At 55.0% G+C, this 19,354-nt stretch carries 18 protein-coding genes; 5 read left to right on the top strand and 13 right to left on the bottom strand.

The window, feature by feature from the left end; genetic code table 11:
- Positions 1-287: 287 nt before the first annotated feature.
- The 11 genes from JTM80_RS07705 to psbD all read right to left on the bottom strand — a co-directional run bounded on the left by JTM80_RS07705 (position 288) and on the right by psbD (position 11,079).
- A complete protein-coding gene (locus JTM80_RS07705) occupies positions 288-974 on the bottom strand; it encodes a YggS family pyridoxal phosphate-dependent enzyme (protein ID WP_225906792.1) in 687 nt (228 codons plus the stop codon).
- An 81-nt stretch (positions 975-1,055) separates the two neighbouring features.
- On the bottom strand, positions 1,056-1,325 hold the full coding sequence (gene pipX, locus JTM80_RS07710; protein ID WP_068508416.1) for a transcriptional coactivator PipX: 270 nt from the start codon (positions 1,323-1,325) through the stop codon (positions 1,056-1,058).
- Between the two features lie 379 nt (positions 1,326-1,704).
- Positions 1,705-2,124, bottom strand: a complete 420-nt coding sequence (acpS, locus tag JTM80_RS07715; RefSeq protein WP_228721673.1) for a holo-ACP synthase — start codon at positions 2,122-2,124, stop codon at positions 1,705-1,707.
- Positions 2,125-2,297: 173 nt separating this feature from the next.
- Positions 2,298-3,233 (bottom strand): energy-coupling factor transporter transmembrane protein EcfT, encoded by a 936-nt coding sequence (locus tag JTM80_RS07720; RefSeq protein WP_205370906.1) that lies wholly within the window; start codon positions 3,231-3,233, stop codon positions 2,298-2,300.
- Positions 3,234-3,244: 11 nt separating this feature from the next.
- Complete coding sequence (der, locus tag JTM80_RS07725; RefSeq protein WP_172358608.1) at positions 3,245-4,606, bottom strand: ribosome biogenesis GTPase Der; 1,362 nt, start codon at positions 4,604-4,606, stop codon at positions 3,245-3,247.
- 180 nt (positions 4,607-4,786) lie between these two features.
- Complete coding sequence (locus tag JTM80_RS07730) at positions 4,787-5,512, bottom strand: J domain-containing protein (RefSeq protein WP_172358607.1); 726 nt, start codon at positions 5,510-5,512, stop codon at positions 4,787-4,789.
- 54 nt (positions 5,513-5,566) lie between these two features.
- Positions 5,567-6,532 (bottom strand): cysteine synthase A, encoded by a 966-nt coding sequence (cysK, locus tag JTM80_RS07735; RefSeq protein WP_172358606.1) that lies wholly within the window; start codon positions 6,530-6,532, stop codon positions 5,567-5,569.
- 43 nt (positions 6,533-6,575) lie between these two features.
- Positions 6,576-7,013 (bottom strand): Rrf2 family transcriptional regulator, encoded by a 438-nt coding sequence (locus JTM80_RS07740; protein ID WP_172358605.1) that lies wholly within the window; start codon positions 7,011-7,013, stop codon positions 6,576-6,578.
- A 166-nt stretch (positions 7,014-7,179) separates the two neighbouring features.
- Positions 7,180-8,736 (bottom strand): iron uptake porin, encoded by a 1,557-nt coding sequence (locus JTM80_RS07745; RefSeq protein ID WP_205370907.1) that lies wholly within the window; start codon positions 8,734-8,736, stop codon positions 7,180-7,182.
- A 346-nt stretch (positions 8,737-9,082) separates the two neighbouring features.
- The gene (locus JTM80_RS07750; protein WP_172358604.1) at positions 9,083-9,361 is read right to left on the bottom strand and encodes a 4a-hydroxytetrahydrobiopterin dehydratase; all 279 of its coding nucleotides are present in this window, start codon (positions 9,359-9,361) and stop codon (positions 9,083-9,085) included.
- A gap of 659 nt (positions 9,362-10,020) precedes the next feature.
- A complete protein-coding gene (gene psbD / locus JTM80_RS07755) occupies positions 10,021-11,079 on the bottom strand; it encodes a photosystem II D2 protein (photosystem q(a) protein) (RefSeq protein ID WP_172358603.1) in 1,059 nt (352 codons plus the stop codon).
- 322 nt (positions 11,080-11,401) lie between these two features.
- On the opposite strand from psbD, the gene JTM80_RS07760 reads away from it, so the two are divergent.
- Positions 11,402-11,674 (top strand): hypothetical protein, encoded by a 273-nt coding sequence (locus JTM80_RS07760; RefSeq protein WP_172358602.1) that lies wholly within the window; start codon positions 11,402-11,404, stop codon positions 11,672-11,674.
- A 63-nt stretch (positions 11,675-11,737) separates the two neighbouring features.
- The gene (locus tag JTM80_RS07765) at positions 11,738-12,412 is read left to right on the top strand and encodes an energy-coupling factor ABC transporter ATP-binding protein (protein WP_205370908.1); all 675 of its coding nucleotides are present in this window, start codon (positions 11,738-11,740) and stop codon (positions 12,410-12,412) included.
- A 30-nt stretch (positions 12,413-12,442) separates the two neighbouring features.
- Here the strand turns inward: JTM80_RS07765 and JTM80_RS07770 are convergent, their stop codons facing one another.
- Entirely contained in the window at positions 12,443-14,593 is a 2,151-nt protein-coding gene (locus JTM80_RS07770) for an HAD-IIB family hydrolase (RefSeq protein WP_172358600.1), read from the bottom strand.
- Positions 14,594-14,881: 288 nt separating this feature from the next.
- On the opposite strand from JTM80_RS07770, the gene JTM80_RS07775 reads away from it, so the two are divergent.
- The 3 genes from JTM80_RS07775 to trxA all read left to right on the top strand — a co-directional run bounded on the left by JTM80_RS07775 (position 14,882) and on the right by trxA (position 17,496).
- Complete coding sequence (locus JTM80_RS07775; protein ID WP_205370909.1) at positions 14,882-15,664, top strand: Uma2 family endonuclease; 783 nt, start codon at positions 14,882-14,884, stop codon at positions 15,662-15,664.
- A 201-nt stretch (positions 15,665-15,865) separates the two neighbouring features.
- The gene (locus JTM80_RS07780) at positions 15,866-17,032 is read left to right on the top strand and encodes a pyridoxal phosphate-dependent aminotransferase (protein ID WP_172358599.1); all 1,167 of its coding nucleotides are present in this window, start codon (positions 15,866-15,868) and stop codon (positions 17,030-17,032) included.
- Positions 17,033-17,172: 140 nt separating this feature from the next.
- A complete protein-coding gene (gene trxA / locus JTM80_RS07785) occupies positions 17,173-17,496 on the top strand; it encodes a thioredoxin (RefSeq protein ID WP_068516004.1) in 324 nt (107 codons plus the stop codon).
- A gap of 356 nt (positions 17,497-17,852) precedes the next feature.
- On the opposite strand, the gene JTM80_RS07790 is transcribed toward trxA, so the two are convergent.
- Positions 17,853-19,166 (bottom strand): NF041680 family putative transposase, encoded by a 1,314-nt coding sequence (locus JTM80_RS07790; protein WP_205370910.1) that lies wholly within the window; start codon positions 19,164-19,166, stop codon positions 17,853-17,855.
- Between the last annotated feature and the right edge of the window lie 188 nt (positions 19,167-19,354).

The following is a 19,354-nucleotide window of genomic DNA, read 5'->3' on the forward strand; positions in this document are numbered from 1 at the left end:
CTTCCACTGGCATCTTCATGAAAAACGAAATATGATCGCTCGCTGGGTAAGAAACTGCTCTGGGGGCATCGATTGAGACGGACTGTTTTGTCTACGGCGTTTGTCTACGGCTTGCAGACGGTTTCTCACACAAGGAGCTATGCCCTATGCCCCAGTTTTTGCTAAAGCGGGCGATCGCTCTGTGGCTGATCGTATCAGCCGCCCTCCTAGCGCTCACGCTCAGCTAATCTTCCTATGTATTGAGACACCGACCCAGTTTCATTGCGAGGATTGATGCAGCACAATGCTCAAATTGCGGTTCGTTCGCCAAACAAGACCCGACCCAGCCGGATGATGGTAGCTCCGGCTTCGACCGCTAGGGGATAGTCTTCTGACATTCCCATCGACAGTTCTTCCATTCGGATCGTTTTGAGGGTTTGATGGCGAATTTTTTCGGCCAGTTCGCGAGTTTGCAAAAACACCGATTTTGTCACGTCTGGATTGAGTCCGTAGGGCGGAATTGTCATCAGCCCCACGATGTCCAAATGCTGACAGTCGTCGAGCAGGGGCAAGTCAGCTAGCAGTTCTGGAACTGCCCAGCCAAATTTATTAGGGTCAGGGAGAATTTTAACCTGGAGGCAGATACGCGGGCGGGTGGGGCGATCGCCCGCTAGCTGATTGAGGCGCTGGGCCAGCTTGAGGCTGTCTACGGAGTGAATCCAGTGAAAATGGTCGAGGACTTTGGCGGCTTTGTTGCTTTGCAAATGCCCGATGAGGTGCCAGGTTACATCGCTCAGGTCTTGCAGTTCGGCTTGTTTGGCGATCGCCTCTTGCAGCCGACTTTCGCCAAAGTCGCGGATGCCTGCGGCATAGGCCGCCCGCATTGCATCGGGAGACACTTGCTTGGTAACTGCCATCAGCCGCACCCGATCGGGCAGCGTTTGACGAATTTGATGAATCGTTTGGGCGATCGCCTCAGGCGCAGCAGCACTCATGCCCATCTCTTCTAACGTGGACTCAAGGAATCATCAAATCTGCAAATTTGCAGGGGTTCCGCACAGGGTTAACGGAGCGAATTACTGAAAGGTCTGTTTATAAACCAGTTGCAATGCCGCATACTCCGCTTCACTGCCGCTGCGTCGCAGCCCCCGCAGACGATTCTCCAGCAAAATGCGGGCATCTGAGCGACCTATCGGCTCAAACTGTAAGCCCTCTGACGAGGCTGTCACCAAAAAGAACAGCCGCTGCGCGTAGAGCGTCGCGAACAGATCTTGGTTTGCGGTAACTTCGCAAACTTGATAGAGCAGCCCAAAGGTTGGGTGATTCAGGTAGGATTCGCGACTCATTCGAGTTGCATTGGCTCCTGATGGCGGGGCGGATAGCGATTGAGCGAATTTCATAAATTGTTAAATGATGACAGCAGAGTAGCAGAGTGCGGAACGACAGAGAAGCGCAACTTTCAGGAGGTTTTGGATGGCTGCTAAGAGCCTTGGCTGAGAGTCTTGGCTAAGACTTTTAGCTTAAGGGATTCGGTAAAAATCCTGCCTCAAACGCTCAACCGAAAAGCCTCATCAACAGTCTTGTCTTACAGGTGATGCAGACAGCAGGTGATGCAGACAGCCCAACTGCACGGTTTCGCTGCTGACGACAAGACCCAAGTGAAGACTTTTGGCTCAGTAAACCCGCCCAGGTAATGTTAACCAGGTAGCGTTGACCCGATGCCCCTTATTTCGCCCTATGGCCCAGAAACATTGCCGTGGCGATCGCATACTCTCCATCATGGCTCAGGCTGAGTTGCCAGTTGCCGCCACCCACACAAGCCGCCCATTGGGCTGCCGTGCCGTGTAGACAAACCGTTGGCGCACCGTTTCCTTGCCGCTGAATTTCGACATCGGTATAGCGAATTCCTCGCCAGCCCGTGCCCATTGCTTTGACGACTGCCTCTTTTGCTGCCCATCGTCCCGCCAGTCTGGCAATGCCAACCTGATTTTCGATGGCTTGGGCGCAGGCTTGCCAATAGTCTTGCTGCTCGATAGCAGTGTAGACCTTCTTCAAAAAGCGATCGCCAAAACGGTCAATTAACGCCCTGATTCGAGGAATATGGACAATGTCCGTCCCTAGAGAGATGTTTGGAGAGATGTTCAATCGTGCCTCAAAATGCATTCACAGTAATACTGTATGCTAGTTTGTATAGTACTGCTACAAAAACAAGTTTTCTTTAAGTTTTTATCGGCAGGTTAAGACATTTCTCACGGGGTTAGCAAACGGGATCGCAAGAGCTTGGCGACCTGTCTTAACGTTTCGGCGCTCTGCCCCTGTTAGCTGCCCCCGCGGATGCGGGCAAAGATAAATAGCACCAACGCAGCGATCGCCAGCCAGTCGAGCCAAAACACGCGAAACTGATGCCACTTCACCTGATGGCGGTTGGGACTGGTAAAGCCTCGCACCTGCATGGCGCTGGCAATCTGCGTAGCGCGAACCAGCAGGTTGTCCACTAGGCGTTCTGCGACGGTGAGGGCGACTTGGGAACTGCCCCGAAACCCCAGCTTTCGCCAGTTGATGGCGCGGGTTCGCACGGAGCGGATTAGGTTTTGAATTTCCTCTAGCACCAGCGGAATAAAGCGCAGCGAGAGCGTCAGCGTCAGCACGATTTCGGTGACGGGAATGCCAAACCGCCCTAGCGGTCTTAGCAAACTCTCCAGCCCAGCGGTAATTTCTTCTGGCGCGGTGGTCAGCAAAAATAGATTCGTACTGACCAGCAGCGTGAAGACCAGCGTGCCGACTCGGATGCCCAAATTGAGCGATCGCCGCGTGACGCGCAGCGGCCCTGCCTGAAGCAGCACATACTGATAGCCATTGCCCAGGTTCAGCGTTATAGGGGCATCCTCCCCGACGGACGGAGTTGCAGATGAGGGCGACGGAGGCACCGTGATGCTTAGCTCGTCCGCAGGGGTGCGCGGCTGATGAGTAACCGTCAACCCGTCAGGCACGACCAGCGTCACCAAAAACAGCAGCAGGCTAAATCCCGCCGCCAGCCCGACCTGTCGCTTCCAGACGCGCAGCGGCAGCAGCGTACTCACCATCAGCGCCAGCAGCCAGCCCACCAGCGACAGCCGCCAGTAGGGGGTTGCGGCGATCGGGGTTAGCACAAACGCCATCAGCCAGGCCGCCTTGACACGGGGATCAAGCCGATGCAGCCAGGTGACGGGTTGCTCCAGATATAGCCCGATGGGGAGCGATCGCAGCAGATCCATAGCCGTTCCGCTTACACCTTCGTCGCTCTGTTTGCAGAGCCGCGCTCCACTTCTCGCAGCTTTTTGCCTCGCCAAAAGAAGCGAACTGGCGTACCCACAAAGCCGAGCGACTGGCGAAACTGGCGCTCGATATAGCGGCGATAGTTGTCGTTAAACAGGTTGGGATCGTTGACAAACAGGGCGATCGCCGGAGGTTGCGTACTCACCTGCGTACCGTAGTAAATCTTGCCCTGGCGACCCTGGCGCGTGGTCGGCGGCGAGTGCCAGTTGCCCGCTTCCTCCAGCACTTCGTTAATCACCGAGGTCGAAACGCGGCGGCGATGCTGCTCGGCAGCCCGGTTCACCAGTTCCAAAATCTTCTCCACCCGCTGCCCGGTCATCGCGCTAACAAAAATCGTCTCTGCCCAGTTGGTAAAGTGCAGCCGATCTTCCAGGTGCCGCTGGTATTCGTAAATCGTGTGGGAATCTTTTTCGATCGCGTCCCATTTGTTGATCACTACAACGCAGGCTCGCCCATCATCGGCAATGCGTCCAGCCAGTTTCTGATCCTGCTCGGTCACGCCGTCGATTGCGTCGATCACCAGCAGCACCACATCTGCCCGCCGAATTGCCTTAAAGGCCCGGTTGATCCCAAAGAATTCTGGGCCATATTCCACCTGCTTTTTCTTGCGGATGCCTGCGGTGTCGATGAGTCGATAGCGCTGTCCGTTGCGCTCGACCTGCATGTCGATCGCGTCGCGAGTGGTGCCTGAAATGGGGCTGACGATCGCCCGCTTTTCTCCCACAAATGCATTCAGCAGACTGGATTTGCCGACATTTGGCCGCCCCACAATCGCCACCCGAATCTCATCGGTTTCTTCAATCTGCTCCGTCGGCGGCAAAAAAGTAATGAGTTTATCCAGCAGATCCCCCGTGCCGCTGCCATGAATCGCCGACACAGGATGAGGCTCGCCCAGCCCCAGGCTCCAAAATTCCGCTGCCTGAATCAGCCCTTGCTCCACCGACTCGCATTTGTTGACCGCCAGCAGCACAGGAACGGACTGTTGCCGTAGCCAGGTGGCGATCGCTTCGTCGGCCGCCGTCACGCCTGCCTGCCCGTCTACCACCATCACCGCCACGCTCGCTTCGGCCAGCGCCGCCATGGCCTGCTCTCGAATCAGCGGCAAAAATTCTGTATCATCATCAAACACCAGCCCGCCGGTATCCACCACCAGAAAATCGCGGTCATTCCAAAAGGCTGGCTTGTACGTGCGATCGCGCGTTACTCCTGGCTCATCATGCACAATCGCATCCCGCACCTCCGCCAGTCGGTTGACAAAGGTAGACTTGCCCACATTTGGGCGGCCAATAATGGCGACAATCGGGAGTGACATGGGAAGGAGCAGGGTTGGCAGTTAGGGACTGGTTCAGCCTTGATCCCGCAACCCAAATTGACACAGCTTTTCTATTGTGACGCACAACCGGGGGATCAGGGGTCAGGACTTACGGACTTGAAACCGATCGACCCGAAACCAGACTCAAGGGGGAACTCTGGGGGTTCCTGATTTTTGCTTTTACCCAATTCGCTTTGCTGCTGCCTGCGCGTCCCGCTTCAGCCCTTTGGCAATCCGAAATAATTCCTTACCCGTGTGCAAATACTGCTCGTTGTAGCTAGTGACAAATCGCTCTAGCTCGTCGATGCCGTCGCCCACCTGGCTCAGGCAATAGAACAAATCAGCGGCGACCTTTGCCGTGCTGGGCGGATTCGACATGGACTTAAACGTAGTCTGCGCCTTGTGTAGCAAGTCGCGGGATTCGTCCAGATACGCCTGAAATGCCTCTAGCAATTCGTCATCAAACGGATCATAGGCAAGATCATCCAGTTGCTCTTTAAGCGGATTCAAAATTTTAGATAATAGCCGATTGATGGGCTGATAAACCCGGTGGAGCCATTGCTTAATCTGCTCGTCATCGTCTTGCCCGGTCTGGCGCTGTTGATAGCGGCGCTGGGCCTCGGCGGTGCGCTGTTGGCGACTGCTTGTCGATTCTTCATAAACGTCAAAACCCGCCGCTTTCAGCCGTTCTGCATCGTGCAACTGCTGATCGTAGGTGCGGCGACGCTGGGGATCACCCAGCACTTCGTAGGCGGCATTGATGGTTGCAATCTGATCGTGTCCGTCTAGTTCGGGATTGTGATCCGGATGAAACTGTTTTACCAGACGGCGATAGGACTGCTTGATCTCAGCCTGGGTCGCCGTCTGGTGAACGTCCAGAGTTTTATAGTGGTCTTGCTGCTGCATACGCCTATTGTAAGGCGTGTATAAGGCGTGTCCTTGAGCGACTTAGGTAGAGACTCAGGCGCTCAGTGAACCAGACGCAACCAGTTCTGGATCTTGGAAGAGGGGGGTGCTGAGATAGCGCTCACCAAAGCTGGGCTGAATCACCACAATGAGCTTGTTGGCGTTTTCGGGACGCTGACCCACTTTGATTGCGGCCGCCAGCGCTGCGCCGCTGGAAATCCCAGAGAGCAATCCTTCCTCGCGGGCCAGCCGACGACCATAGGCGATCGCCTCTTCATCCGTTACGGTCACCACTTCATCGATGATTCCTGTATTCAACACCTGCGGCACAAAGCCCGCGCCAATGCCCTGGATCTTGTGGGGGCCGGGGCGACCGCCCGACAGCACCGGACTGTTGGCGGGTTCAACGGCGATCGCCCGAAATCCTGGCTTCTTCTCTTTCAGCACCTCGGCCACACCCGTCAGCGTACCGCCCGTCCCGACACCAGAGACTAGAATATCCACCGCACCATCGGTGTCCTGCCAGATTTCTAGCGCCGTCGTGTCTCGATGAATTTGGGGATTCGCCGGATTGCTAAACTGTTGCAGCATATAGGCATCCGGCAACATGGCGACGATCTGCTGCGCCCGCTGGATGCAGCCACTCATACCCTCGATTCCGGGCGTCAGCTCCAGTTCCGCCCCAAACGCACGCAGCATCGCCCGCCGCTCCGAACTCATGGTGTCCGGCATCGTCAGGATCAGCCGATAGCCCTTTGCCGCCGCCGCCATTGCCAGCGCAATCCCCGTATTCCCGGAGGTCGGCTCCACCAAAACGGTCTTGCCCGGCTCAATCTTGCCTGCCTGTTCCGCCGCCTCGATCATGCTGATGCCGATGCGGTCTTTGACTGAAGCAGACGGATTCATGCCCTCCAGCTTCACCACAATCTGCGCGACGCACCCTTCTGCCTGAGGAATCCGGTTCAACCGCACTAGCGGCGTACCACCAATCAACTGAGTAACGTTCTGAGCAATTCGCATGGTTAGATTCAGTCCAAGTTTTAGATGGATTAAATGAGATGGATTAGATGTAGTACATAATGTCTAAACGGCGGCGAGCCTCGCGCTTGTCAGCCAGATCCTGCAAGGTCTGTTTTTGCAACACTGCATCGGCAGCCTGCCCCGCCTCCTGCCACACCTCCCAAATCACCATTCCCTCGACGGTTTTTGTATCACGTCTTGCATCGGTGGTCTGTGCGTCCTGTCCCTCAATGCAGTTCACCACTTCCAGTAAGCTAATCTTCCAGGGTTCTCGTGCTAGCACATAACCGCCCTTCGCTCCCCGCTGGCTCCGCACCAGCCCCCCACGCCTCAGCGTGGCCAGCAGTTGCTCTAGATAGCGGTCTGGAATGTTTTGCTCTGCGGCAATTTGGCGAATTTGCAGCGGCTCTCCACTGCTGTAGTGATTCGTCAATTCCAGCAGTGCCAGCAGGGCATACTCAGTTTTACAGGAAAGTTCCACGAGCTAATCAAGAATCAGTATTCCCTTCAGTATACCCCGGTTCTCCACCGGGGTTTTGGCTTTTCCAGATTCAATTACGCAAAATAAAAGGCTCCACTAAGGTGGAACCTTTCAGATAGTTATACAAGCGATGTATCAGAGATTACTCTCTGATGAAGCTCAGACTCTAGAATCGGAAGGAAGTCCGCAGCACTGGAATGACGGCATCATCACCAGTGTCAGCGATGTTGCTGACAAAAATCACACCAGGAGTCAGAGAGATGTTGTCAGATACCGGGAAGCGATAGAACACCTCAGCATGGAACGAGGTGCCAGTATTGAAGGGAGAGAAGTTACCCAAGGTAGAATTGCCGAAAGAACCCTGGTAAGGAGGCACGCCAGCAATGATACCCAGCAAGCTACCCTCTACACCCAAATCGCCAACGCCCAAGGTCAGAGCATAGGACCAAGCTTCACCATCCCCTCGGAAAGCTAGAGGGCCAGCAAAGGTGCGAGTATCGACGTACATACCCCAGCCGCCGATGGTGAAGGTATCCGACAGACCAAACTCAAAGCTAATGCCATAGCCGTTATAAACAGAGGGCGAGAAATCACCCAGGCTATTCGGCTCAGAGATGTAGCTGTTGACGTAGGTCAGCGCCACCGTCAGGTCGCCAGGCGAGAAGGTCAACTGACCGAAAGCGGTGTAATCGCCATTGAATAAACCAGCACCATTCGAGGGGTTGTTTCCTTCGCCTGTCAGGTACCCCAGACCCAGTTGGAAGGCATCGCTCAAGTCAAAGGTCAAGCCAAAACCGATGTTCTGAGCGGCACCACCCAGGTCATAAATCGGGTTGTAGCCAAAGTAGGACAGCGAACCCTGCTCACCATCATCAAAAGAACTGACCGAGGTCACGATGTCAGAAATGCCTTGGTTACGGGCACCCAGATAGACAGTCGCAGGGCCAAGTGGGAAGTAGTACTCCAAGCGATTGACGGACACAGCAAAGTTACCGCCACTGTCAAAAGAGAAGTCAGTCTGCTCGGTAAAGTCTTGGCTAACCGGAGAAATCTGAGCAGAAGGAACTGCGTTAAAGTCAACAAAGTTTCCACCTTGAAGACGAGTTCTCAGACGATCTCTGCCCGTAAAGCTAGTGTCAAAGTTCAAACGAACGCGGCTTTGGAATACCGTGTTGTTTGCGTCTTCAATCGAGCTGCTGCCAAAGATGTCCGAGAAGGCAAAAACTGCTCGACCGTTCAAGCGGGTGGTGGTGGAGAACTGGTTGGCTTGCAGTTCTTCGACCGCTGCTTCCAGGGCATCCACGCGACCGCGCAGCACTGCTAGCTCAGCCGCAAACTCACGCTGAAGCGCTTCAATCCGGGCCAGCGCTTCCGGGTCGAGGCTTTCCAGACGACCCACCACTGCATCCAAACAGGAGGCCAGACCCGCAGCGAACTCAAAACGGGTCATTGCCCGACCACCGCGATAGGTGCCATCGGGGTACCCTTCCAAGCAGTCCAGACCACCTTGCGCTTCGGAGTTGGCTAGGTAGGCTAGCGCTTCATAGGCCCAATCTCCAGGGCTGACATCAGAAAACTCGGTCACCGAGGTCACCTGGGCCAGAGAGCCACTGCTGCGACCTTCGTTGCTGTACTGCATCACTTGATCGAGGGTTGCCACGGAAGGCTCAGACTGAACCTGAGCGCTGGCAGGGGCGATCGAAGAGACCAGTGCAGCTCCCAAAACTGCTGGAGTAACCAGCAAAGAGTTCCAAAGAACCTTTGACAGCATTGCTTGTGTCCTCACACCTAAAATAAAGAACTCGCAATCAATAATCGTTATAACATCGACTGCTCAAGACTTCTACCCGAACAACACGGAGAAATCTGCGTAGCCAGTGAGAAATCTTTTACAACGACAATTGCTAACCTTACAGATTGCACTCACTCAAACACCATTCAGTGTAGCAGGTCATCTCCGGTTTGGCTTGGGTAGATGGGTTAAGGAACGATGAAGGTGAACGACTAGAACGAGGGCTGTGGTTCTGAAGGGCTTATGCGAGGAAGATGTTGGGGTTTGGATTTCGGAGTTAGAGGTTGGCGATTTGTGTGGCGAGGTCAAAGTCTTTTTGAGTCAGTCCGCCCGCGTCGTGGGTGGTGAGGGTGACGATGACACGGTTATAGGAAATGGCAATGTCAGGGTGGTGGCCAGCGGCTTCGGCGGGTTCGACCAATTTATTCACGAAGGCGATCGCTTCTACGAAATCTTTGAACCGATAGGTGCGTTGGAGGCGATCGCCCTCCAATGTCCAGTCGGGCACTTGCGCCAGTTGCGTCTGAATCTCAGCGTCGGTTAGTTTTTGGGACATGGTGAACTTCCTCCAGAGGTGCGCTTGTCGGGTTGACTCAACATGTTTAACTAAGTGTCTTAAAAAACTATCCGCCCCTGCTGGGCAGTGCCTTCGGTCGAAACCAAAACACCAGTAGCAAGGGCGGTCTAGCGGGTCTTCAAATCGACCTAGACTGCCGGGAGGAACTCTGAACAAACTCAGACTCTCCCAGAAAACTTGATTCTGATTGAAGCTGGGTCAAGCTACAAGAGAACAGCCCCGGCGCACAGCCAGTACATCTCAACCTGACGACCCATACGTTTACTGCTGTCCTGCATGGGCAACACCTCCTGTTCTTTCAATAGTATTGACTGCATTAGCGCCGCATTTGAAAAGCCAGGCTTTTCCCTGTGGCTTACCTCAGAATATAGCACAGCCAACGGCTGAGCATCTGAGATAGCAGGGACTTCAGAAGATTTTCCTAAAGAAGTACAGGACTTACGCATTTGCGATAAATTCCCTGGATTTTGGACAATTTCTCGCGGGCGCAGCCCGCGAGAAATTGCCCAACTGCGTAAGTCCTAAAGTAGTTGAGCATCAGGTTCAAAAAAACGCCCCCACAAAACTGTGAAGGCGTGAAGAATAGTCATGGAATTGTCAAAAAATCAGCTAAAGATTGAAATCTTCGCTGAAATCCCCTACAGCGCATTACCGCGAGGCAGTACCTCTTCAGGGAACACAAAGTTTTCGTGAGGCTGGTCTTGCGGAGCCATCCAGGCGCGGATGCCCTCGTTCAGCAGAATGTTCTTGGTGTAGAACGTCTCAAACTCCGGGTCTTCCGCCGCGCGAATCTCCTGCGACACAAAGTCATACGCCCGCAGGTTCAGCGCCAAGCCCGCAATCCCAATGCTCGCCATCCACAGACCCGTGACCGGCACAAACAGCATGAAGAAGTGCAGCCAGCGCTTGTTGGAAAACGCAATCCCGAAAATCTGAGACCAGAAGCGGTTGGCGGTCACCATCGAGTAGGTCTCTTCTGCCTGTGTCGGGTTGAAGGCGCGGAAGGTGTTCGCCTTGTCGCCGTCTTCGTACAGGGTGTTCTCCACGGTCGCTCCGTGGATGGCGCACAACAGCGCACCCCCCAGGATGCCGGCCACGCCCATCATGTGGAACGGGTTCAGGGTGAAGTTGTGGAAGCCTTGCACGAATAGGATGAATCGGAAGATGGCGGCAACGCCAAAGCTGGGGGCAAAGAACCAGCCCGATTGTCCTAGCGGGTACAGCAGAAATACGCTGACAAACACGGCGATGGGACCGGAGAATGCCAGGGCGTTGTACGGACGGATGCCCACTAGACGGGCAATCTCAAACTGTCGCAGCATGAAGCCGATCAGTCCGAATGCGCCGTGGAGAGCGACAAAGGTCCACAAGCCGCCTAGTTGACACCAGCGGGTGAAGTTCCACTGGGCTTCGGGGCCCCACAAAAACAGCAGGCTGTGTCCCAGGCTGTTGGGCGGGGTGGATACGGCGGCGGTCAAAAAGTTGCAGCCCTCTAGGTAGGAACTGGCGATGCCGTGGGTGTACCAGGAGGTGACGAAGGTGGTGCCGGTCAGCCAGCCTCCCAGCGCCAGGTAGGCGCAGGGGAATAGCAGAATGCCTGACCATCCTACGAAGACAAATCGGTCGCGCTTTAGCCAGTCGTCGAGAACGTCAAACCATCCTCGCTGGGCTTGCGCTCTTCCCATTGCTATGGTCATAGCGCGGATCTCCAATGAATTAAGTACGAGTACTGAAAGGCTCTGCCTATACCTGTGAGCGATCGTGCAACAAAGCTGCACAAATCGACAACGGAGTATGAGCAGAGTTTACGTTTCTTTACTTTCCCCCTCATTATACAGATAGTTTTTGGGAAAGCTATCGGTGAGATCGGATTAGCTTAAGGATTGGTGAGGAGGAGTTGGATTTTGGATTTTGGGGATTTAGGCGTGAGACGGCTTTGTGTCCTTTCCCCTGAAATCAGGTCTGTCTGAGATACTGAAGAGGTAGCGTTTGTTTCTGTGCGTAAAGGTCTGGATTTAGATGTTTATTGTTGACATTGTGCTGAAAAATACGCCGTCGATGCTGTCGATTCAGCGGAAGACCGCAGAAGATGCGGAGGCGGTGTATCAAGAGATTTTGAACGCGGTTCGGTCGGGCAATCCAGTGGCGCTGGAGCTGACCTGTGAGAAGCAGCCGGACAAGAAGTTGGGCGTGCTGGTGAGCGAGATTTCGGCGGTGCAGGTGTCGGAGAAAGCTGGAGCCAGCGGCACGGCTCGTCCGCCGGGATTTTTTGCACTGACGGAGCCGTCCTGACAGTAGGCAGGCGGATTTTCTGAATGCTCTCGGGGGCTGCTCCTGTGATTGAAGGTGGATTAGATGAGTGAGTGGGCGATCGCCATTGAGTCTGTGAGCTTTGCTTGGTCGGCGCAATCGCCAGTGTTGCAGAACTGTTCGCTGCATGTCCCCAAGGGGCAATTTTGGATGCTGTTGGGGACGAACGGCAGCGGCAAGTCTACGCTGCTAAAGCTGATGACAGGGTTGCTGGCTCCCCAGTCGGGGCAGGTCAACCTCGTGCAGCCCGTCGGGTTTGTATTTCAGAATCCCGATCATCAACTCGTGATGCCGACCGTGGGGGCAGATGTGGCCTTTGGGCTGGTGGCAGAAAACTTGTCTACGGCTGAAACTCGACAGCGGGTGCAAGAGGCGCTCGCGGCGGTGAACCTGCTGCATTTGCAGCGACGGCCCATTTACGCGCTGAGCGGCGGACAAAAGCAGCGGGTGGCCATTGCAGGGGCGATCGCCCGCCATTGTGAGGTGCTGCTGCTGGACGAACCCACTGCCCTGCTCGACCCCGACAGCCAGCTTGATCTGGTCGATCAAGTCCGGCAACTGGTGAAAACACGCGGCATGACGGCGCTCTGGGTGACGCATCGCCTAGACGAACTGAACTACGCCGACGGAGCCTTTTTTATGGAGGCGGGTCGGATTGTGGAGTCGGGCGATCCGCAGCGGTTAAAGCAGCGCATGATGGCCGGCGCAGTGAGGGGTTAGGAACCCAGAAATTGCAGGAGCTTGGGTTGCTCAGACTTCCTTCATGGTGTTGAAAAAGTCGAAATGGGCGATCGCCTCCACAATGCCCAGCGCGTGGGCCTGCTTGGCGTAGTAAATGCGCTCCCCATCCATCAGGTGCGACAGTTCCTCATGGTGACGATTAGCCACCACGACTGCCAGCGGATTGCCACGCATCATGTCTTCATCGGCTCCAGAACCGCCCGCCACCAGGATATGCTCTAGCGGAATGCCCCAGCGATCGGCAACGTAGCGCAACGCCTGCCCCTTGGAGGCGCGGATGGGCAAGATGTCGAGATACTGCCCAAAGGAGAAGATCACATTCACTGCCAAATCTTCTTGATAGAGCAGGCTCTTGATTTCTTGAATCGCGGGCGCGACCTCCGCATCATAGAAGTAGCTGATTTTAAACTGGCTCTGATGGATGCTGGGCTGCAACTCCAGACCTGGCAGATCGGCTAAAACACGCCGCACCTCCCCAGGTGTCCAGCGGTGGTCGATATGCCGCTTCCACCAGGTATCTTCTGTAAAATCTGGACGATAGTGAATCACCGTGCCGCTGCTGCTGATTAGCACATCGGGTTCGGGAATGTGATACTGGCGCATCACCTTCAGGGCAGACTCTAGTGTCCGCCCGGTGGCCACAGCGAACGCCGTGGATTTGCGATTCTCGCGCAGCACTTCGATAAAGTAGGGAATATCAATCGGGTTGCCCAGCAGGTTTTGATCAAGGCTGGTGACGATCGCCCGATCGTTGTAGACCATAGCACGGCGTGACAGCGGCACTCGCTCCACTACCTGGGTCTTGTCGAGCAGCGGTCGAATCACCTCCAGGTAGCTGGATGCGTGGGCTTCCCAGGAATAGTGTTCGCGCACGCCCCGCAGCCCGTTTTCAACAGCAAGCTGCCGTTTTTCTGGGTGTTCTAGCAGCGTCAGCAACGCGGCAACGATTGTATCACTGTCTAGCGGATCGATCAGGATGCCGTTGTTGCAGTTGCCGATGATGTCGCGCGGGCCGCCGTCTTCCGTTGCCACAATCGGCAAACCGCTGGCCGCTGCCTCGATGAGCGTCAGCCCAAAGGGTTCTGTCAGGGCTGGATTGACAAACACACCGCCAGATAGGGCCGCCAGTCGGTAAATATAGGGCACTTCGTCGGCTTTGTGGCGCTTGGGATAGGCAACGCGACCGTAGAGGTCATAATAATCAAACGCCAGGAATAGCTCTGTCAGCACTTCCTGAGCGCCTGCGTCCATATCTTTAACATTGTTCCGGCTGCCCGCCACGATCAGCAGGTTGGCCAATTCCTGGAGGCGGGGGGAATTGCCATAGGCCTCCACTAGTGCCCCAATGTTTTTTCGGGCATCGGGACGAGACAGCGCCAGGATCAGCGGCTTTTGGGGTTCGCGCAAAAAGCGGCAAATATCCTGGGCGATCGCCGTTTCCCACTCATCCCCCTGGGGCGGGTAGAACAGTGTCAGGTCTGTGCCAGGGGGAATCACGCGCATCCGCTCCGGCTGGTAGCAGTCGTACAGTTCGTACTGTTCTTCCACCTCCTGGCGCGTGCTGGTGATAATTAACTCAGCGCTTGCCAGGGTTAGCTCTTCTGCCTCGATCCGGCGCAGCATGTTGTAGCGCTGGTCAATATCCTGCGACGACAGCCCGTTGGCCAAGAGCCGCGTCCGCTTGACCCGCCCCAGCGAGTGCCCAGTATGCACCAGCGGCACATTTAGGAAGTTTGCTAGGCGACTGCCCACATAGCCCGCATCGGCATAGTGGCTATGGATCAGGTCTGGCACGCGATCGCTCGTGCGAAAAAACGCCAGCATATTGTCCACAAAGCTGTCCAGGTGATCCCACAGTTGCTCCTTGGGGATGTATTCCTCTGGCGGGCCCGCCACAATTCGCACAATCCGGGCCTTGCCGCCCAGCGGCTCAATGTCCTCGCCATAGTCTTGATCCACATCAGGCGAAGCAATCAGCCGGGTAAACAAATCGACCGCTGCCACGCCGGGTTGCTGGGCCAGGGCGCGGGCCAACTCCACCACGTACTTCACCTGGCCGCCTGTGTCAGAATCGCGCCCTAGCTCCATATTCTGACCCCGAATCAAGCCATGCACACTGATCAGCGCAATATACAGACCGTTGTGACTGTGGTTGGGCATATTTTTTTGGGAAGAGGGGGTTAGGGTCTTGGCGGAATGGGGATTGGCTTAATGGGACTGACGTAATAGGGATTAGCGTAATGAGCGGTCTAGCTGATGTGTAACTTACTGCAATCTGAGGATGCTGCGACACTCTCTTTCGGCTAGTATTTCGTCACCTTATCACTCCTAAACCGGTTTGGCGGCAATCGCCCTTACCCTCATCTCCCCCCAATCCGCCAAGGACTTGAGCAACCACGTTAAGATCATCGCAACTCATCGCAACTTGCCATACACTTGCACGATGTCATGCTGGAAACGCCACGACCCAGTTTGATTAAATATCCCGAAACCGACGGCCAGCCTATGACCGAGAGTGATGCAACTCGTGCCTACCTGATTTATTGCATCAGCGCGTTGCGGCTGTTTTTTCAGAGCCGCCCCCAGGTATACGTTTCTGGAAATCTGTTTATCTACTACGAAGAGGGAAAGCCACAAAAGAGTATCTCGCCGGATGTGTTCGTCATTTTTGGCGTAAACAAGCGAGAACGACGCAGCTATAAAACCTGGCAGGAAGGCGGCAAACTGCCGTCTTTTGTGCTAGAGATCACCTCCCTTTCCACTCAGAAACAAGACGAGGAAATCAAGCCTAAACTCTACGCCAGCCTGGAAATTCCAGAATATTTTCAATATGACCCCACCGGCGACTATCTGCCCTCGCAGCTAAAGGGACAGCGCTTGGTCAATGGGCAATATGAGCCGATCGCCCCTGAAACCCTGGCAGATGGAAGCCTGTCGCTGCATAGCCAGAAGCTGGGGTTAGACCTGCGCCTGTTGCCCCCTCAGGCCCCACTCGCGATTGCCCATCTGCTGCCTATTGCCCGTGAACTGCGCCTGTTTGATCCCCAGTCGGGCGCACAACTGCTGACCTATGAGGAAGCGGAGCAGGCTCGACTAAACGCAGAACAAAAGATTGCCGATTTGCAAACCCAGTCCGCAGAGGCACAGGCTCAGCAGAAAGCGGCCGAGCAGCAGCTTGCAGAGTTGCGAGACAAGCTGCGATCGCACGGCATCGACCCAGATACGCTCTAGGCGTTTCCTGCGTCTCACTTGAGGCTTGAAGAGTTCTGCGTGAATTTCCTGCCCGAAAGCATTGTGGCCAAGCTGCCTCTGGCAGAATCGTACTTTGTAAAAAACGCCTGACATTTTCCAACCCGCGCCAGCATTCACAGTAGGCTGAAGTGAGCTACATTCAGCTAAAACGTCCTGAACGGTCAAGCATTTGGGGTAGGCATGAAACTGGCAGCACGGGTAGAGAACGTATCACCGTCGATGACGCTGATTATTGACGCAAAGGCCAAAGCCATGAAGGCGGACGGCATTGACGTATGCAGCTTTAGCGCTGGAGAGCCAGATTTCAACACGCCCAAGCACATTGTGGAAGCTGCTAAAGCCGCGCTAGAGGAGGGCAAGACGCGCTATGGCCCGGCCGCGGGGGAACCCCGACTGCGAGAGGCGATCGCCCAAAAGCTCCAGCGCGACAACGGGCTGTGCTATAGCGCAGAGAACGTTCTGGTCACCAACGGCGGCAAGCAGTCGATCTTTAACCTGATGCTGGCGATGATTGAACCGGGGGATGAGGTGATTATCCCTGCGCCCTTTTGGGTCAGTTATCCCGAAATGGTGAAGCTGGCCGAGGGCACACCCGTCATCCTGCCCACGACGGTCGAAACCCAGTTCAAAGTCTCGCCAGAGCAGATCCGGCAGGCGATTACGCCCAAGACCAGGCTACTGGTTTTGAACACGCCTTCCAACCCAACGGGCATGGTCTACACGCCAGACGAAGTGAGGGCGATCGCCCAAGTGGCCGTCGAGGCCGACCTTTGGATACTGTCGGACGAAATCTACGAAAAAATTCTTTACGACGGCGCTCAGCATCTCAGCATTGGCGCAGCTAGCCCAGAAGCCTACGAACGCTCCGTCGTGTGCAGCGGATTTGCCAAGACCTACGCCATGACGGGCTGGCGCGTTGGCTTCTTGGCAGGGCCAGTGCCCCTGGTAAAAGCGGCAACCAAAATCCAGGGCCACAGCACCTCCAATGTCTGTACCTTTGCCCAATATGGGGCGATCGCCGCCTACGAAAGTCCCCAAGACTGCGTGCAGGAAATGCTAGCCGCCTTTGCCGAGCGCCGCCGCTATATGCTGGATGCCCTAAACGCCATGCCAGGGCTAGAGTGTCCCAAACCCGATGGCGCATTCTATATGTTCCCCAGCATTGCCAAAACGGGACGGTCTTCCCTCGATTTTTGCAGCGAACTGCTAGATCAGCATCAGGTTGCCACAGTCCCAGGCGCGGCTTTTGGCGCAGACGACTGCATCCGGCTGTCCTATGCCACCGATCTAGACACCATCAAGCGCGGCATGGAGCGGCTAGAAAAATTCCTACACGGAATTCTATAGGCGACCCAATCGACTCAAGCGATCCCCACAACGCGCTGAGTGCCCAAATGTAACTCACTATTAAGACTCTGGCTGCTGAAGCAGACGAGTTCGCTGTGGTAAGATTTCCATTGACATTGAAGGCGAAGGACTTATTAGGCATGTCAGCAGCCGCACAAGTTACAGATTCCACTTTTAAGCAAGAAGTTCTTGATAGCGATGTCCCCGTTCTGGTAGATTTCTGGGCCCCTTGGTGTGGCCCCTGCCGGATGGTTGCTCCTGTAGTCGATGAGATTGCCGAGCAATACGCGGGACAGGTAAAGGTCGTAAAAGTGAATACCGACGAGAACCCCAGCGTTGCCACTCAGTATGGCATCCGCAGCATCCCCACGCTGATGATTTTCAAGGGCGGTCAGCGTGTAGACATGGTGGTCGGCGCGGTTCCCAAGACGACCCTCGCCAGCACGCTTGAAAAGCATCTGTAGCTTTCAAAAGCCGGCCAGTCACAAAATACTTTGACTGCTAGCGTATGGCGGTATTTTTTAGTTAGTAATTTTCCTGGAATTCAGTTTTCTGAGGTTCAGTCGTCCCTACCTTATCCACAGGTGGGGATTTTGCGCTTGCTAGAGGGCGGGTCTTTTTGTTAGCACTGTAGCATTCGACCAGCTTCCTCCAAGGCTGGATGACAAGCTCTACAGAGGCAAACAAAACAAGCAGTATGTCAGGAACTTTAGTTTGGACTAACTGGCATCACAATAATGCTCAACAGGATGCCATAAAGAATCTGCTCAACCGTTCATAACAGTTGAACTTAAGGAATTGGATACAATCCTGCTCGCAGTTAAGCTGCTGTTGCAACCGGACTGTTCAGGGATTGTTCGGATGTCTTGCGTTTCGAGGCTCGTTTTTTGACCATCGGATAGCAGGGACGAGGAGTTGGCTTGTGCCCCTTGCCTCGTCCTGGCGATTTACCACGAGGTTTAGGCGCAGGAGCAGGGGTGCCAATCGCTGCCAAAATGCCTGCAAACGCTTGTGCGACCCGACCCGGAGTCAACGTTTCTTGCGGTGCCTGCCAGGGCAAGGGGTGGTCAGTACAGTCCTTTCGCGCTAACCACAACTGCCAACTGAGCAACGGCATCAGGCTGCTCCACTGTTCGGTTGCCGATACAGAACTGAACTGGGGATGTGTCCAATATAGCCTCTGCTTGGCAAAGCGATACCAGTGTTCAATGGCAAAGCGACGGAGGTAGTGCAACCACAGGGTTTCTAACGGAGGCATCTGCTCACCCAGCCAAACTAACCACAAAGGAGCCAAGCGTCGCGTGCTGCTCTGTGTCTCCAGCACCTCCACGCGCAACACTTCCATTGCCCGTTTGGGGTATTTGCGGAAATGGTATGCACTCCAACGACTGACCCGCACTCGTCCCCAGTTGGGATCATCGACTTCAACGGTTTCGACCGGGACACTCCAAGTGTCAGGGTCATTGAGTTTCATCTTATGTCCATGCTTGGCAGGTGCGCCTCGCCCTCGATACGCTGGGGGCGCGCCATAGACACATCGATTGGATGTAACCCGCAGCAGCAAGTCTGCCTCAATCCCTGCCGTTTGGTTGACAAAACTGGCATTGCCGTACCCTCGGTCGTAGATCGCCAACGGACGCACCGCTAACTGCCGAGTCACTTGTTTGAGTTGGAATGCCGCTTTACTGGCGGGTGTTTCAAAGCTGGTGATGCGCTCATGCCGCAATGGTAATGCCCAACTGCCCCTGTCTTCAGCAATCCAGGCTAAGGTACTGTAGTTTTGTCCGGCTATCGGGGCATGTCCTGTTCTGCCTGATAAGGTGCGGTCTTTCAAACGCCTGGCAGCAGGACGGTTCCACCGACTCGCATCACCTGCCAACAACGGTTGCTGCTGAGTCGGTATCTGCTGCACCAACAGCTTCAGCACCTTTGATCGGGGTAGGCGGCTATCGCGCAACGCTTCATAGGGGCTCGACCACTGGCGACGAAAGACAGGACTCTGCGATAGCCTCACAAACGACACGATGCACGCACTCACTAACACGGCATCCATCAGATCAAACAGGGCATCTCTGGCGTTTCCCAAGCTGGCATACAACGTTTGGCGAAATTGCTGAAGTTCGTTGAAAATCATGGGGTCAATGTTGGTTGTACTTCATTGACCTTACGGCAGTCGGTGCTTCTCATTGACTGCCTTCCTCTTCACCATTAGTCCAAACTAAAGTTGATTAACAAGGCTTTCAGGCTCCTTTACAAATTAGCTCTAAGCGGCCAGAGGCTAGGGCAAAATCCAAAACCCAAGATCTCTTAGTCCATACAAGT

This window comes from Thermoleptolyngbya sp. PKUAC-SCTB121 (assembly GCF_016919485.1).
Lineage (GTDB): Bacteria > Cyanobacteriota > Cyanobacteriia > Elainellales > Elainellaceae > Thermoleptolyngbya > Thermoleptolyngbya sichuanensis.